16 protein-coding genes and 3 tRNA genes are annotated in these 14,931 nt (G+C 72.5%); 16 read left to right on the top strand and 3 right to left on the bottom strand.

Annotated features, from left to right (window positions below):
* The first annotated feature begins 40 nt into the window (after positions 1-40).
* The 11 genes from ACH35V_RS11635 to ACH35V_RS11585 all read left to right on the top strand — a co-directional run bounded on the left by ACH35V_RS11635 (position 41) and on the right by ACH35V_RS11585 (position 6,780).
* Positions 41-114 (top strand) — tRNA-Leu (locus ACH35V_RS11635).
* Positions 115-119: 5 nt separating this feature from the next.
* Positions 120-192: transfer RNA gene (locus ACH35V_RS11630), tRNA-Leu, on the top strand.
* Positions 193-242: 50 nt separating this feature from the next.
* Positions 243-330: transfer RNA gene (locus tag ACH35V_RS11625), tRNA-Tyr, on the top strand.
* A gap of 104 nt (positions 331-434) precedes the next feature.
* Positions 435-1,052: a hypothetical protein gene (locus tag ACH35V_RS11620; RefSeq protein WP_395971903.1), complete on the top strand. Its 618-nt coding sequence runs from the start codon at positions 435-437 to the stop codon at positions 1,050-1,052.
* Positions 1,053-1,055: 3 nt separating this feature from the next.
* The gene (locus ACH35V_RS11615; protein WP_395971902.1) at positions 1,056-2,048 is read left to right on the top strand and encodes a hypothetical protein; all 993 of its coding nucleotides are present in this window, start codon (positions 1,056-1,058) and stop codon (positions 2,046-2,048) included.
* Positions 2,049-2,100: 52 nt separating this feature from the next.
* Positions 2,101-2,685, top strand: a complete 585-nt coding sequence (locus tag ACH35V_RS11610; RefSeq protein WP_395971901.1) for a TetR/AcrR family transcriptional regulator — start codon at positions 2,101-2,103, stop codon at positions 2,683-2,685.
* 34 nt (positions 2,686-2,719) lie between these two features.
* Positions 2,720-3,916 carry a cytochrome P450 gene (locus tag ACH35V_RS11605; protein WP_395971900.1) on the top strand — a complete coding sequence of 399 codons (1,197 nt, stop codon included), beginning with the start codon at positions 2,720-2,722 and terminating at the stop codon, positions 3,914-3,916.
* A 2-nt stretch (positions 3,917-3,918) separates the two neighbouring features.
* On the top strand, positions 3,919-4,701 hold the full coding sequence (locus tag ACH35V_RS11600; protein ID WP_395971898.1) for an SDR family oxidoreductase: 783 nt from the start codon (positions 3,919-3,921) through the stop codon (positions 4,699-4,701).
* Positions 4,698-6,038, top strand: coding sequence for a cytochrome P450 (locus tag ACH35V_RS11595; protein WP_395971897.1), 1,341 nt, complete (start codon positions 4,698-4,700; stop codon positions 6,036-6,038). Before ACH35V_RS11600 ends, ACH35V_RS11595 begins: the two co-directional genes overlap by 4 nt.
* Positions 6,035-6,229, top strand: a complete 195-nt coding sequence (locus ACH35V_RS11590; RefSeq protein WP_395971896.1) for a ferredoxin — start codon at positions 6,035-6,037, stop codon at positions 6,227-6,229. The genes ACH35V_RS11595 and ACH35V_RS11590 overlap by 4 nt, the downstream gene beginning before the upstream one ends.
* Positions 6,229-6,780: a nuclear transport factor 2 family protein gene (locus ACH35V_RS11585; protein WP_395971895.1), complete on the top strand. Its 552-nt coding sequence runs from the start codon at positions 6,229-6,231 to the stop codon at positions 6,778-6,780. Before ACH35V_RS11590 ends, ACH35V_RS11585 begins: the two co-directional genes overlap by 1 nt.
* A 19-nt stretch (positions 6,781-6,799) precedes the next feature.
* On the opposite strand, the gene ACH35V_RS11580 is transcribed toward ACH35V_RS11585, so the two are convergent.
* Positions 6,800-7,258, bottom strand: a complete 459-nt coding sequence (locus ACH35V_RS11580; protein ID WP_395971894.1) for a DUF3515 domain-containing protein — start codon at positions 7,256-7,258, stop codon at positions 6,800-6,802.
* A complete protein-coding gene (locus tag ACH35V_RS11575; RefSeq protein ID WP_131967567.1) occupies positions 7,245-7,478 on the bottom strand; it encodes an Lrp/AsnC family transcriptional regulator in 234 nt (77 codons plus the stop codon). The genes ACH35V_RS11580 and ACH35V_RS11575 overlap by 14 nt, the downstream gene beginning before the upstream one ends.
* 144 nt (positions 7,479-7,622) lie before the next feature.
* Here ACH35V_RS11575 and ACH35V_RS11570 point away from each other — a divergent pair, with 144 nt between their 5' ends.
* The 3 genes from ACH35V_RS11570 (at position 7,623) to thiD (ending at position 10,505) form a co-directional block, all read left to right on the top strand.
* Complete coding sequence (locus ACH35V_RS11570) at positions 7,623-8,546, top strand: thiamine-phosphate kinase (protein ID WP_395971893.1); 924 nt, start codon at positions 7,623-7,625, stop codon at positions 8,544-8,546.
* Positions 8,547-8,646: 100 nt separating this feature from the next.
* The gene (locus tag ACH35V_RS11565; protein WP_395971892.1) at positions 8,647-9,600 is read left to right on the top strand and encodes a cellulose binding domain-containing protein; all 954 of its coding nucleotides are present in this window, start codon (positions 8,647-8,649) and stop codon (positions 9,598-9,600) included.
* Between the two features lie 80 nt (positions 9,601-9,680).
* Positions 9,681-10,505, top strand: a complete 825-nt coding sequence (thiD, locus tag ACH35V_RS11560) for a bifunctional hydroxymethylpyrimidine kinase/phosphomethylpyrimidine kinase (protein ID WP_395971890.1) — start codon at positions 9,681-9,683, stop codon at positions 10,503-10,505.
* A gap of 96 nt (positions 10,506-10,601) precedes the next feature.
* Here thiD and rpmB read toward each other — a convergent pair whose 3' ends face one another.
* Complete coding sequence (rpmB, locus tag ACH35V_RS11555) at positions 10,602-10,796, bottom strand: 50S ribosomal protein L28 (protein WP_030164391.1); 195 nt, start codon at positions 10,794-10,796, stop codon at positions 10,602-10,604.
* A gap of 233 nt (positions 10,797-11,029) precedes the next feature.
* Here rpmB and ACH35V_RS11550 point away from each other — a divergent pair, with 233 nt between their 5' ends.
* Both ACH35V_RS11550 and recG read left to right on the top strand, forming a co-directional pair.
* Positions 11,030-12,634: a DAK2 domain-containing protein gene (locus ACH35V_RS11550; protein WP_395971888.1), complete on the top strand. Its 1,605-nt coding sequence runs from the start codon at positions 11,030-11,032 to the stop codon at positions 12,632-12,634.
* Positions 12,635-12,678: 44 nt separating this feature from the next.
* Positions 12,679-14,868, top strand: a complete 2,190-nt coding sequence (gene recG / locus ACH35V_RS11545) for an ATP-dependent DNA helicase RecG (protein ID WP_395971887.1) — start codon at positions 12,679-12,681, stop codon at positions 14,866-14,868.
* Positions 14,869-14,931: the final 63 nt, after the last annotated feature.

The raw sequence follows: 14,931 nt of genomic DNA, 5'->3' as shown, positions 1-14,931 counted from the left end.
GGTCGAGCCGCCGCGAGTGACGCCCCTCGCGAATCTTCTTGCGGCTCTACTCCAATCGGCAGAGAGGCCACTCTCAGGAAGTGGATGTTCCGGGTTCGACTCCCGGGAGCCGCACGCATGCCTCCGTAGTCCAACGGCAGAGACGGCAGCATGAGGTGCTGTGCGCTGGGGGTTCGAATCCCTCCGGAGGTACGGACGCGGCCACGGCGGTCGCGTGATGCGGGCCCTGGCGGCCCGTGCTTGGGGCGGCGCCGACGTTCGGAGAGTCGGGTCCGGCTGTAACCCGGTTGCCACTGCGCTGAGTGGGTTCGAATCCCACCCGCCTCACCATTCAGTCCGCCCGGTTTCACGGTCTGACCTGGGGGAACTCAACGCGCATGCGTGGGGTCACCAGGTGATGACGGGGGGCGAGCATGCGGTCTTGGCGAACACGTGTGGCCTGCGGACTGGTCCTGCTGCTCTGCGCCGTGGCATGCGGCAAGAGCGAAGAGGAGGCGGCGCCGGCGACCACGCCGCTGCCGATGCAGCCGAGCGGCCTGGCCGTCGGCGGCGACGTCCAGCCCCAGGCGACGGACCTGGCGCAGACCCAAATCTCCAAAGCGCAGTTGCAGGAGATCGGCGCGGCGTGCCGCGAGGCGGTCGAGATCACCGACGCGGGCGGCGACCCGTGCGCCCGGTCCATCCGGGAGCAGTTCAAGAACCACCGGCCGTGCCGGCCTGACGCCCCCTGCATGATCGCGCGCGAGACGAGTTCCAACCCGGCCGGGATCGTCGAGATCAAGGACAGCTCCATGTGCCAGGGCGGGGAAGGGAACGTGTGCCTGCGGGTGGGGGTGAAGACCAAGACGGAGTTCTTCGACGTCGCCGCGACGAAACCGCCCGAGGCGTCGCCCAGCGGCGGGTCGCCGCCCGGGGAGTCGACGTCGCCCGGCGGTGAGTCGCCGTCGCCCGAGGGGCCGAGCGGCGAGAGCGAGATCAGTCCGGAGCCCGAACCGGACAGCCCGGGAGACGTCACGCCCGAAGAGGACGACCCCGGCCCCGCCGGCTCCTGACCGATGCCCGCCGAGCCGTCCGCCGAGCCGCCTGCCGAGCCGCCCGCTGATCATCCAGCCCGGCCGCCCGCTGATCAGCCTGCCGGGGCGTTCGCCGACGAGCCCGCCGATGCGGGTGACTCGTCGTCCGGTGGCAACCAGGCGATCGGACGGGTCGTCGAGATCGCCGGACGGGTGCTGGCGTCCACCGGTGTGCTGACGGCGATCCTGTACTACTTCGGCTACGTGCGCGAACGGGCGCGCTTCGCCTACTTCGGGGTCGATCTCGGCACGGTCGGGTTCACGACGACGGACTACCTCGTCCTGAGCGCGGGCCCGGTGTTCTCGCCGCTGGCGTCGGTGATGGTCCTCGGCGTGGGGGCGCTCATCGCCCATCATCTCCTCGTCCATCTGATGCGCGGCGCGTCCCGCCGCGTGCGGCTGCTGGTGTGCGTGCTCCTCACGGTCCTGGCCTTCGCGCTGCTCACGATCGGCGCGGTCAGCCTGCACCGGCACGCCGAGGACGCCGTCAGCGGGCCCTACCTGTCGCCCGCGGCGCTCGGCGGCGGGACCCTGCTGCTGGAGTACGTCGCCGAGGCCGCGACCCGGTACGGGGTGGCGCGGGGCGGATGGTCGGAGATGCTCGTGTCCACCCGGGCCGTCCGGCGGCTGCTGCTCATCGCGCTCGCCCTGATCGCGGCCTTCTGGGCGACGGCCAACACGGCGCAGCAGCACGGCCTCGACGCGGCCCGCGCCGTCGAGCTGTCGCTGCCGACCAGCCCGCAGGCGGTCGTGTACTCCCGGCAGCGCCTGCACATCACCGGACCCGGCGTCGGCGTGGTGCAGCTGGGCGCCAAGGACGCCGCGTTCGGCTACCGCTACAACGGCCTGCGCACGCTCGCGCACGTGGGGGGCCACTGGTTCCTGCTCCCCGCCGGCTGGACGCGCCACAACGGCGCGACGGTCATCCTGCTTCCCGACTCCATGAAGGACGTCCGGGTCGATCTGGCTCCCTGACGACGCTCGCGGGCGTTGCGCCCGACCTCGTGCTGAACTAATGTCTGGACACGTGTCCGGTAACGAGCTGACGACCGAGCCCACCCGCCGCCGCCTCACCGAGCGGCAGGCCGACACCGTCCGGCGGCTGACGGACGCCGCCGTGGTCGAGGTCGGGGAGACCGGCTACGAGGGGCTGACCGTCCGCAACGTGGCCAGGCGCGCCGGGGTCGCGCCGGCGACCGCCTACACCTACTTCGCGTCCAAGAACCATCTGATCACCGAGGTGTTCTGGCGGCGGCTCAGTGCGCTGCCGCAGGTCGACGCCGACGGGACGCTCCGCGAACGGGTCGTGGCGGTCCTCCGCGAGATCGCGCTGCTGGTGTCGGACGAGCCGGAACTCGCCGCGGCGTGCACCACCGCGCTGCTCGGCACCGACCCCGACGTCCGCGAGCTGCGGGCGCGGATCGGCGTCGCGATCCGGGACCGGCTGCGGGCGGCGCTGCGCGAGCACGACGATCCGAAGATCCTCGGGGCGCTGGAGCTGGCCTACACCGGCGCGCTCGTGCACGCGGGCATGGGCTACACGTCCTACGCCCGCATGGCCGACCGGCTCGCCGAGATGGCGGAGCTGATCCTCCCCGACCCGGCCGACTGACTGACGAGTGCCGTCCGACGAGAGGGGAGCAGCCATGGACGCCGCCGCGCAGGTCTCGTACAGCCCGTTCGACTATGCCGTCCACGAGGATCCCTACCCGGTCTACGCGCGGCTCCGCGAGGAGGCGCCGCTGTACCGCGACGACGAGGTCGGCTTCTGGGCGCTGTCGCGGCACTCCGACGTGTCGGCGGCGTTCCGGGACCACGCGGCGTTCTCCAGCTCGCACGGCGTCTCGGTGGAGCCGAGCGCCTGGGGTCCGCACGCGCACCGGACGATGTCGTTCCTGGCGCTCGACCCGCCGCGGCACACGCGGATGCGGGCTCTGGTGTCGAAGGGCTTCACGCCCCGGCGGATCAAGGACCTGGCGGACGGCGTCCGCGCGCTGACCCGGCGGCATCTGGAGCCCGCGCTGGAGAAGGGCGAGTTCGACTTCGTGTCCGGGTTCGCCGGGCTGCTGCCCATGGACGTGATCTCCGAGATGATGGGCGTCCCGGAGGCGGACCGGGCCGAGGTGCGGCGGCTCGCGGACGCCGTCGTCCACCGGGAGGAGGGGCTCGACGACGTCCCGCCCGCCGGGATGGACGCGGCGCTCACCCTCGCCGGCTACTACCAGGACATGGTCGCCGAGCGCAGGCGCAGGCCGTCAGGCGACCTGACGTCGGCGCTGCTGGACGCCGAGATCGACGGCGACCGGCTGGCCGACACCGAGATCATCGCGTTCCTGTTCCTGATGGTCGTCGCCGGGAACGAGACGACGACCAAGCTGCTCGCCAACGCCCTCTACTGGGGCGCGCGCAACCCGGAGCAGGTCGCGAAGCCGTTCGGCGACCCGGCGCGCGTGGACGACTGGGTGGAGGAGACCCTCCGGTACGACACGTCCAGCCAGATGCTGGCCAGGAGGGTCGCAAGAGATGTCGAGCTGCACGGGCAGCGGATTCCCGCAGGCGACCGGGTGCTGCTGCTGGTCGGCTCCGCCAACCGCGACCCGCGCGTCTTCGAACGCGCCGACGACTACGACCTCGATCGCGACACGTCGCAGCTCGTCAGCTTCGGCGGCGGGCGGCACTTCTGCCTCGGCGCGAACCTGGCGCGGCTGGAGGCGCGGATCGCGCTGACCGAGCTGGTGCGGCGCGTCGCGTCCTACGAGGTCGACGAGGCGGGCGCGGAGCGGGTGCACTCGGTGAACGTGCGCGGCTTCGCCGCCCTGCCCGTCCGGGTGGAGGTGCGGTAGGCATGCCGCGGTTCGATCCGCATCCCGAGCGGCGTCCGGCCGTGGTGACGGGCGCGTCGTCCGGGATCGGCGCGGCCACCGCCACGGCGCTCGCGGCGGCCGGGCATCCGGTCGCGCTCGGCGCGCGGCGGCTGGAGAGATGCGAGGAGCTGGCCGCGACGATCCGGGCGGGCGGGGGAGAGGCGTTCGCGCATCCGCTGGACGTCGGCGACACCGGCTCCGTCGAGGCGTTCGCGTCCGCCGCCGAGGACGCGCTCGGGCCGGTCGAGGTCGTCGTCTCCGGGGCCGGTGACCTGGACGCCGCCCGCATCCACGAGCTCGACCCAGACGAGTTCGCCGCGCAGGTGCAGATCCATCTCGTCGGCGCGCATCGGCTCGTTTCGCGGTTCGTCCCGGGGATGGTGGCGCGGCGGCGCGGCGACGTGGTGTTCGTCTCCTCGGACGTCGTGCGCGTGCCCAGGACGCGGATGGGCGCCTACGTCGCGTCCAAGAACGGTGTGGAAGGAATGGCGCGGGCCATGCAGATGGAGCTGGAAGGGACGGGTGTGCGGGCGTCGATCGTCCGTCCCGGGCCCACGGCGACCGGCATGGGGATGGGCTGGGACGCGCAGACGACCGGCGAGGTCCTGGACGAGTGGGTGAAGTGGGGCGTGGCGCGGCATCCCTACTTCCTCCGCCCCTCGGACGTGGCCGCCGCCATCACGGCGGTCGTGTCCGCGCCGCGCGGCGCGCATCTCTCCCTGGTCGAACTACAGCCAGAGGCGCCCCTGGAGGAGGCAAAGTGACCGCATCGGCAGAGCCGCGCGTCGTGTCGGGCGGGCCCGACCATCTGGAGGAGCTGCGCTCCGACCCGATCGGGCTGATGCGGCGCGTCCGGGACGAGTGCGGCGACGCCGGCGAGTTCCGGCTCGCCGGGCGGCGCGTCGTGCTGCTGTCGGGCGCGGAGGCCAACGAGTTCTTCTTCCGCGCCCCGGACGAGGAACTCGACCAGGCTGAGGCGTACCCGTTCATGACCCCGATCTTCGGTGCGGGCGTGGTGTTCGACGCGACGCCCGAGCAGCGCCACGAAGCCCTGCACAACCAGGCCCTCAAGGGCTCGTACCTGAAGGGGCACGCCGCGACGATCGCCGCCGAGGTCGACCGGATGGTCGCCGGATGGGGCGACGGGGGCGAGATCGACCTGCTCGACTTCTTCGCTGAGCTGACGATCTACACCTCGTCCGCGTGCCTGATCGGACGCAAGTTCCGCGCGGCGCTCGACCGGCGGTTCGCCGACCTGTACCACGACTTGGAACGCGGCACCGACGCGCTCGCCTACGTCGACCCGTACGCCGACATCGACAGCTTCCGGCGGCGGGACGCGGCCCGCGCGGCGCTGGTCGGGCTCGTCCAGGGGATCATGGACGAGCGGCCCCCCGACCCGCCGAGGGACGATCGCGACCTCCTCGACGTCCTCATGTCGGTCAAGGACGCGGACGGGCGGCCGCGGTTCGACGCCGACCAGGTCACCGGCATGTTCATCTCGATGATGTTCGCCGGGCACCACACCACGTCCGGCACCGCCGCCTGGACGCTGATCGAGCTGCTCCGCCACCCCGGCGTGCTGGACGGCGTCGTCCGCGAACTGGACGCCCTCTACGCCGACGGGCGCGAGGTCTCCTTCCAGGCCCTCCGCGCGATCCCGGCCCTGGAGTCGGCGATCAAGGAGGCGCTGCGGCTGCATCCGCCGCTGATCCTGCTCCTGCGGGTCGCGAAGACCGATCAGGAGGTGGTCGGGCGCCGCATCCCGGCAGGGACGATGGTCGGCTGCAGCCTCGCCGTGTCCAACCGGATCGGAGCCGACTTCCCCGAACCGGACGCGTTCCGTCCCGAACGCTACGCCGCGCCCCGCGAGGAGGACCTCCTCAACCGCTGGACGTGGGTGCCGTTCGGCGCGGGACGGCACCGCTGCGTCGGCGCGAACTTCGCGATGATGCAGCTCAAGGCCATCTTCTCGGTGCTGCTGCGGGACTGGGAGTTCGAGCCCGCCCAGCCTCCGGAGACGTACCGCGACGATCACTCGAAGATGGTCGTCCAGCTCGCGCAGCCGTGCGCCGTCCGCTATCGCAGGAGGCGCCGGTGAGGATCGAGGCCGACCTCGACCTGTGCCAGGGACACGCCATGTGCGAGCTGGAGGCCCCGGACGTGTTCGAGGTCCCGGCCAAAGGCAAGGTCCGCGTCCTGGACGCCGACCCGTCAGAAGACCGGCGCGCGGAGGTGACCGCGGCGGTCCGCTACTGCCCGACCCAGGCCCTCAGACTGCAGGAGACGTGATGCCCTCCTTCCCCCGCGAAGAGCTCGACGCGATGGTCGAGCACTGGCTGGAGTCCAACCGGCGCTGCGAGGAGGCCGGCGACTGGCGCCCGCTCGCCGACCTCTACACCGAGGACGCCACCTACGGCTGGAACCTCGGCCCGGCGCAGGACTTCATGGCCGTCGGCCGCGACGAGATCCGCGACATCGCGCTCGGGTCCGAGATGGGCGGCCTGGACGGCTGGACGTACCCGTACCAGAGCGTCCTGGTCGACGAGCGCAACGGCGAGGTCGTCGGGTTCTGGAAGCAGATCGCGGACGCGCGCCGCCCCGACGGGACGCCGTACGAGGTCCCCGGGATCGGCGGGTCGTGGTTCCGGTACGCGGGGAACCGGCAGTGGTCGTGGCAGCGCGACTGGTTCGACCTCGGCAACGTCACGTCCGTGTTCGTGGAGATGATGAAGGCGGACGTCCTGTCGGACGGGATGCGGCGGCGGCTGGACCGGGCGTCGTCCGGCGAGCCGATCCCCGGCTACTACGCGCGTGGGGAGAGCCCCGTCCCGCTTTGGTGATGCGCTTTTGCGGAGGCGGTCAGATCTGGCCTTCGGGCTTCTGCGGGATCGTCGCCTCGATCAGCGGGCCGAGCTCGATGAGCACGTCACCGGCCGGGTTGTACTTGGGCGGGACGGTCACCTCGACGTAGGCCTGCCGCGCGACGGCGGTGAACGTGACCGGGCGGTTCGCGGGCAGCCCGAACCAGTCGACACGGTTGATCGTCACCAGCTGGGACGTGGGATGGAGCGTCGCGGGGCGCGGCACCCCGCAGCGCAGCGCGATCGGCGGCGAGCCCCAGGCGGCGGTCAGCGGCGAACTGGGGGAGGTGTCTCGGCGCTTCTGGCCGTGCACCTTCTCGGGGAGGCGCAGCCCTTCGCAGAGGCGCTGTGTGGCGGCGTCCGGCCGCGGCACCTGCACCTGGACGGCGCCGTCACCGCACGCGCCGGCCAGCAGGGCCAGCCCGGCCACCAGCAAGGGGAGCTTAGATGTGGACAATCGGGCACGTGAGAGTGCGGGTGATGCCCTCGACCGCCTGGATCTGGGCGACGACGAGCTTGCCGAGCTCGTCGACATTGCGCGCCTCCGCTCGGACGATCACGTCGTAAGGTCCCGTGACGTCCTCCGCCAGAGTGACACCCGTTATGCCGGAGATATGGCTTGCCACCTCGGCCGCCTTGCCGACTTCGGTCTGGATGAGGATGTAGGCCTGCACCATCACGTCCTCCCCGGGCGGAGATTCAACCGTCGGACGGTTCACCGTATCGTGTTACGCGCCGCCGCGCGTGGCCGGGGGCGGGCGTGCCCCGGGCGGGCGCGAACGGCACGGTCGGAACACGGGGAAACGGCGCGGACGGGGCGGATGGGCACGATCGGGGACGTGGGCGAATTCGGGCTGATCGCCCGGCTGACGCGGCGGCTCCCGCAGGGGCCTGACGTGCGGCTCGGCCCCGGCGACGACGCGGCCGTGATCGCCGCGCCGGACGGGCGTGTCGTGGCCACCACCGACCTGCTCGTGGAGGGCCGGCACTTCCGCCGCGACTGGTCGGGCCCGTACGACATCGGGCGCAAGGCCGCAGCCCAGAACCTCGCCGACGTCGTCGCGATGGGCGCCCGTCCCACGGCGCTGCTCGTCGGGTTCGCGGCCCCGCCCGCCACCAAGGCGGAATGGGCCGAACTGCTCTACGACGGGCTCGCCGACGAATGCCGTCTGGCGGGCGCGTCCGTCGCCGGGGGAGACGTCGTGGGCACGCCCGGCATCGTCACGCTCGCGATCACCGCGCTTGGGGATCTGGGCGGCGCGGCTCCGCTCACCCGGTCAGGGGCGCGTCCGGGCGACGTCGTGGCGGTCCGGGGACGGCTCGGCCACGCCTCAGCCGGGCTCGCGCTGCTCACCGAAGGGCGGGACGGGCCCGCCGAGCTGATCGCGGCGCACCGCCGTCCGGAGCCCCCGTACACGGCGGGGGAGGAGGCCCGCTCGCACGGCGCCACCGCGCTGCTGGACGTGAGCGACGGGCTCGTCCAGGACCTGGGGCACATCGCGGCCGCGAGCGGCGTCCGGATCGAGATCGACTCGTCCGCCGTGCCCGTCCCGGACGTCCTCGGCCCGGACGGGCTGCGGCACGCGCTCACCGGCGGCGAGGACCACGCCTTCGCCGGAACCTTCCCCCCGCACGCCGCCCTGCCCCCGTCCTGGACGGTGATCGGGAGCGTCGGCGAGGGGGCCGGAGTGCGCGTGGACGGACGCGAACCGCCGGCCGGAGCGTGGGATCATTTCCCGACGTGAGACGGCGTGCACGCAGCGAGTCCGCCCGTGCGCGTTGGGGCAACCTGTAGGCACGGTTGGTACGGGTTTGGTATACATCCTCTGATCGAAGAGGGATGGGATGGGACGACACACCAGGCGCGAAGAACCGGACGACGAACCCGTACCGGACGCCGCCGCGTCCCAGGGTGCGTTCTACGGCGCTCCGCCGGGAACGTCCTACGACGCCTACTCCGGGCCGACCGACGACCGCGTCTACGTGTCGCCGCACGAGCGCATCTCGACCGGCCCGCCGCCCGACGCCGACCGCACGCACGGCCCTCCGGCCCAGCAGCTGTTCGACCCTCTTCCAGGCGACTATCCCGGTGACTATCCGGGCGCTCCCAGCCTCCACCCCGCCACCGCTCCCGAAGACCCGTTCGACGACCCGTTCGACCCGTTCGGCTCCTACGAGCCGTCCCAGCCGCTCTCGCCGCCCGACCTGCCGGACCAGCGAGACCCGGAGACCCGCGCCGAGATATCCGAGACATCCGGGACGTCCGGGCCGGGCGGCGGGCCGTTCAAGTTCCTCTCGGTGCTCCCCGTCCCGCTGCTGCCGATCGTCGCGCTCGTCATCGCGGTCGGGATCGTCGCCTACGCGCTGAGCACGCAGCAGATCTCCCTCAACTTCGCCGGCGGCGCGCCGCACGACAGCACGCAGACCAACCCCAGGGACAACCAGGTCTCCCAGCGCGAGAAGAACGAGCGCGCCAGCCGCGGCGCCGGCCGCACCGACGGCCTCGTCATCGCGTTCCGGGTCGCGTCCAAGGGCCCCGGCGGCTTCAAGGCGACCGCCACGATCGCCAACAACGGCCCGCGGCCCGTCACCAGGTGGGCGCTCGCGTTCAAGATCTCCAGCGCGTCCGTCACGGCCGTCAAGGGCGCCACCGTCGTCAGGACGGGCAAGGTCGCCTACGTCCGCGGACGCACCAGCATCGCGCCCGGCGCGAAGGTGCAGATCGTGTTCGCCGCGCAGGGCACCGCGTCCAAGCCGTCCGCGTGCGTCCTGAACAGCCAGCCCTGCGCCTTCGTCTGAGACGCCCCCGGCCCGGCCCCGAGCTCCGGCCCCGGTCGCCCGAGATCGTCTAGGCCCCGTTACGCCATAAAGTGGACGGTATGACGCACTCCCCGTCCGCCGTCCCGTCCATGCGGCAGGCCCCGCCGCTCGTGCTCACCGTCGCGGGCTCGGACTCCGGCGGCGGCGCCGGCATCCAGGCGGACCTGAAGACCATGCTCGCGCTCGGCGTCCACGGGATGAGCGTCATCGCCGCCGTCACCGCGCAGAACTCGCTCGGCGTCCAGGGCTACTGGGAGCTGCCGGTCGAGGCGGTGCGGGCCCAGCTCGACTCCGTGCTGTCCGACATCGGCGTCCACGCGATCAAGACGGGGATGCTCGCGTCCACGGTCCTGGTCGAGACGGTCGCCGAAGCCCTGGCCGCCTCGGACGCGCCCGCCGTGGTCGATCCCGTCGGGGTGTCCAAGCACGGCGACTCGCTGCTCGCGCCCGACGCCGTCCAGGCCGTCCGCTCGGCGCTGCTGCCGGCCGCGACCGTCGTCACGCCCAACCTCTACGAGGTCGAGCAGCTCACCGGCGTCAAGGTGGTGGACGAGGCGGGTCTGCGCGAGGCGGCCGAGGCCGTCAAGGCGCTCGGCCCGCAGTGGGTCCTGATCAAGGGCGGGCACCTGCCGGGCGAGCCCGCCGACCTGCTCTTCGACGGGGAGCGCGAGCACCGGTTCACCGCGCCCCGGCACGACAACCGGCACACCCACGGCACCGGGTGCACGCTCGCGTCCGCGATCGCGTCGCACCTGGCGCTCGGCGAGGACGTCCCAGCGGCGGTGGCGAAGGCGAAGGAGTACGTGACGGGCGCGATCGCGGCGGGTTTCCCGCTCGGCGCGGGCATCGGCCCCGTCGACCACGGCTGGCGCCACCGCACCTGACCCGCGGCAACACCGGACGCACGCCACCTCGGACGCACAAAAAACCGGCTCATCGGGAAGGCCCGATGAGCCGGCCGAAGCTCTGCCCGGCGGTGCTCAGACCGTCGGCTTGACGACCTTCCCCGCCTTGATGCAGGAGGTGCACGCGTTGATCCGCTTGGTGCTGCCGTTCACGACGGCGCGCACGCGCTGGATGTTGGGGTTCCAGCGGCGCGGGGTGCGGCGGTGCGAGTGGGAGACGCGCATGCCGAAACCGGGTCCCTTGCCGCAGACGTCGCAGACGGAAGCCACGGGAAACTCCAAGTGGTGTCGAAACTCTGACCGGAACGCCGCCCGTCGCCGCTGCGGGCGAGCCGGGCATCATGGGCGCTCACTGATGAGCGCCTCGGACGAGGCGCACGGATCAGAGTAGCCGACGGCCCGTCGGATAGGCGAATCGGCTCGCGATCATCCGGCCTTACGGCTTCCCCAGGACGCCCCATACACGGTACAGAAGAGTCGGGCAAAGCGGAGAGGGGCGGGGCGTGGGCGAAGTCCTCGACATGGCGGCGATCCGGCGGTGGTGCAGGGGCGCCGCGAAGGCGCTCGGCAGCACCCGGGCGGAGATCGACGCGCTGAACGTTTTCCCGGTCCCGGACGGCGACACCGGCACCAATCTGCACCTCACCGTGATCGCGGCGGCGGAGGCGCTGGACGAGCTTCCGGACGGCGCGGGCGTCCCGGACACCTGGCGCGCGCTGGCGCGGGGCGCGCTGCTGGGCGCGCGCGGCAACTCCGGCGTGATCCTGAGCGAGGTGTTCCGCGGTCTGGCCGACGTCCTCGGCCCGCTGGACGCGCCGCCCGGCGGGGCGGCGTTCGCGAGCGCGCTGGAGCACGCGTCCGGCCTGGCCCGCGGAGCCGTCGAACATCCCGTGGAGGGAACGATCCTAAGCGTCCTGGACGCCGCCGCGGCCGCATGCACGTCGGCCGCGGAATCGTCCGCCACCGGCCTCGCCGAGGCGGCGCGGGCCGCCGCGAGCGGGGCCCGGGAGGCGCTGCACCGCACCACCGGCCAGCTGGACGTCCTGGCGCGCAGCGGCGTCGTCGACGCGGGCGCGGCCGGGCTCTGCGTGGTGCTCGACGCGCTCGTCGCCGAGATCACCGAGGAGTACCCCGAGCGCTACGAGGTGCCCGCCCGCGCTCCCGGCGCCCCGGATCCCGTGCAGGAACGGCCCGAGAAGCGGAACGGTCCCGGGTACGAGGTCATCTACCTGCTGTACGCGCAGGACGAGGCCGTCCACACCCTCCGCGAGAAGCTCGACCGCCTCGGTGATTCGCTGGTCGTGGTCGGCGGCGACGGACTTTGGAACGTTCACGTCCACGTGGACGACGCGGGCGCCGCCATCGAGGCGGGCCTCGCCGCAGGCCGTCCGCACCGGATCCGCGTCACCTACCTGCACGCCAGGACGCGGGAGCCGCACGCGCCGCACACCGGCCGCGCGGTGATCGCCGTCACCGCCGCCGACGGCCTGGCCGCGCTGTTCGAGGAATGCGGGGCGCGGGTGGTCCGCCGCGATCCCGGCCTGGCGCCGCCGCTCGCCGTCCTCGCGGAGGCGATCCTCGCGGCGGGCGACGAGGTGACCGTCCTGCCGAACGAGCCCGAGGTCCTCTCCCTCGCCGAGGCCGCCGCGGAACGCGCCCGCGAGGCGGGGGCGCGCATCGCGGTCGTCCCGGCCAAGGCGTCCGTCCAGGGGATGGCGGCGCTCGCGGTGCACGACCCGCTGCGCCGCTTCGCCGAGGACGTGATCGAGATGACCCGCGCCGCCGGCGCCACCCGGTTCGGCCACCTGGAGGTCGCCGGGCAGGAGGCGGTCACGAGCGCCGGCCCGTGCCGGCCGGGCGACGTCCTCGGCCTGATCGAGGGCGGCGTGGTGACGATCGGCGCGGGCGTCGCGGAGGTCGCGCGGCACGTCCTGGACCGGATGCTGTCCGGCGGCGGCGAGCTCGCCACGCTGATCATCGGCCTGTACGCGCCGCCCGGCCTCGCCGCCGTGCTCGAAGGGCATCTGCGCGACGCCCATCCGGACGTGGAGGTCGGCGTCTACGACGGCGGCCAGGAACGGTACCCGCTCCTCATCGGCATCGAGTGAGCATCACCTGATGCCCGTCGCCCCCATCGGCTAGAAAAGACACCGTGGCGAATCTCGACGAGCCGTTGCGCAATGTCCTCGGCGACAAGACGGCCAAGGTCCTGGAGAAGGGCCTCGACCTGCACACCGCCGGCGACCTCCTGCACCACTACCCGCGCCGCTACGCGCACCGCGGCGAGCTCACGCAGCTCAGCGGCCTGGAGGACGGCGAGCACGTCACCGTCATGGCGGAGGTCGTGAAGGTCCAGGGCCGCACCCTCACCCGCAGCCCCGGCTACGTCCTGGAGATCACCGTCACGGACGGCACCGGCGAGCTGAAGCTGAGCTTCTTCGGCCGCAAGGGCTCCTACCGGCCGGAGAAGGACCTGTCGCCCGGGACGCGCGGCCTGTTCGCCGGGAAGATCAGCACCTACCGGCCGCGCAGCGGCAGGGCGGTCCGGCAGCTCGCGCACCCGATGTACAAGGTCGTCCACGACAAGGGCGCCGAGCAGGCCGCGCAGGAGTGGGCCGACGAGATCATCCCGATCTACCCGTCGACCAAGAACCTGCCGATCGAGACGATCGGGACGTCCGTCGGCACCGTCCTCGACCAGCTCGACCTGCCCGCCGACCCGATGCCCGCGCCGCTCCTTCGCCGCCGCAATCTGATCGGGCTGCGCGAGGCGTACGAGGGCATCCACCGCCCGCAGAACTGGGAGGAGCTGGGCCGCGCGAAGAAGCGCCTCAAATGGGACGAGGCGTTCGTCGTCCAGGTAGCTCTAGCGCAGCGCCGCCTCGCGGCTGCCGCCCTCCCGGCCACGCCACGCCCCCCGTCCTTCGGCGGCCTCCAATCGGAGTTCGACGCGCGCCTGCCGTTCGAGCTCACCGAGGGCCAGCGCGAGGTGGGCGACGAGATCGCCGCCGACCTGGCCCTCGAACACCCCATGCACCGCCTCCTCCAAGGCGACGTCGGCTCCGGCAAGACGGTGGTCGCACTCCGCGCGATGCTGCAGGTCGTGGACGGCGGCGGCCAGGCCGCGCTGCTCGCGCCCACCGAGGTCCTCGCCCAGCAGCACTACCGGTCGATCACCGGCATGCTCGGCGACCTCGCCCAGGCCGGGCAGCTCGGCGGCGCCGACAACGCCACCCGCGTCGCGCTCCTCACCGGATCGCAGGGCGCCAAGGCGCGCAAGGAGGCCCTGCTGGACGCCGCGTCCGGCGCCGCGGGCATCGTCGTCGGCACCCACGCCCTCCTCCAGGAGAGCGTCCAGTTCGCCGACCTGGGCCTCGTCGTCGTGGACGAGCAGCACCGCTTCGGCGTCGAACAGCGCGACGCGCTCCGCGAGAAGACCGGCGGCGGGCGCCCGCACGTCCTGGTCATGACGGCGACGCCGATCCCGCGGACGGTGGCGATGACGGTGTTCGGCGACCTGGAGACGTCCGTCCTCGGGCAGCTCCCGGCGGGCCGCTCGGAGATCCAGACCCACGTGGTGCCGCCGGAGAAGCCCGCGTTCTTCGCCCGCACCTGGGAGCGCATCAGGGAGGAGGCGTCCAACGGCCGCCAGATCTACATCGTGTGCCCGCGCATCGGCGAGCAGGAGGGCGACGAGGGCGACGCCATCGCGTCCGACGACGAGGCCCGCCGCTCACCCCTCGGGATCATGGAGGTGCTGCCGAAGCTGGAGGAGCTCCTCACCGGACTGAGCATCGGCGTCCTGCACGGCAAGCTCCACCCCGACGAGAAGGACGCGGTCATGCGCCGCTTCACCGACCGCGACCTGGACGTCCTGCTCGCCACCACGGTCATCGAGGTCGGCGTGGACGTCCCCAACGCCACCGTCATGGTGATCATGGACGCGGACCGGTTCGGCGTCTCCCAGCTCCACCAGCTCCGCGGCCGCGTCGGACGCGGCTCCCTGCACGGCCTGTGCCTCCTCGTCACGGACGCCGAACCCGGCAGCAAAGCCCGCGAACGCCTAGACGCCGTCGCCTCCACCACCGACGGCTTCAAACTCTCCCGCCTGGACCTGGAACAACGCCGCGAAGGGGACGTCCTGGGCGCCGCGCAGGCGGGCCGCACCTCCAGTCTCCGCCTCCTCACCCTCCAAAAGGACGAGGACGTGATTCGGGACGCCCGCGAAGAAGCGACGACCTTGGTCGAAAAGGACCCAGAGCTCTCCGACCACCCTGGCCTGGCAACAGTCCTGGCCACTCTCCTGGACGAAGACCGGGCCGACTTCCTCGAAAAGACCTGATCGTGACAACGGAGAACGCATGGGCGATTACAGGCGTCTAACGTATAGCCGATCGTAAGTGGC

Source organism: Actinomadura sp. 1N219 (genome assembly GCF_044326405.1).
Classification (GTDB): domain Bacteria; phylum Actinomycetota; class Actinomycetes; order Streptosporangiales; family Streptosporangiaceae; genus Spirillospora.
This window is presented reverse-complemented; position numbering and strand designations above follow the sequence as displayed.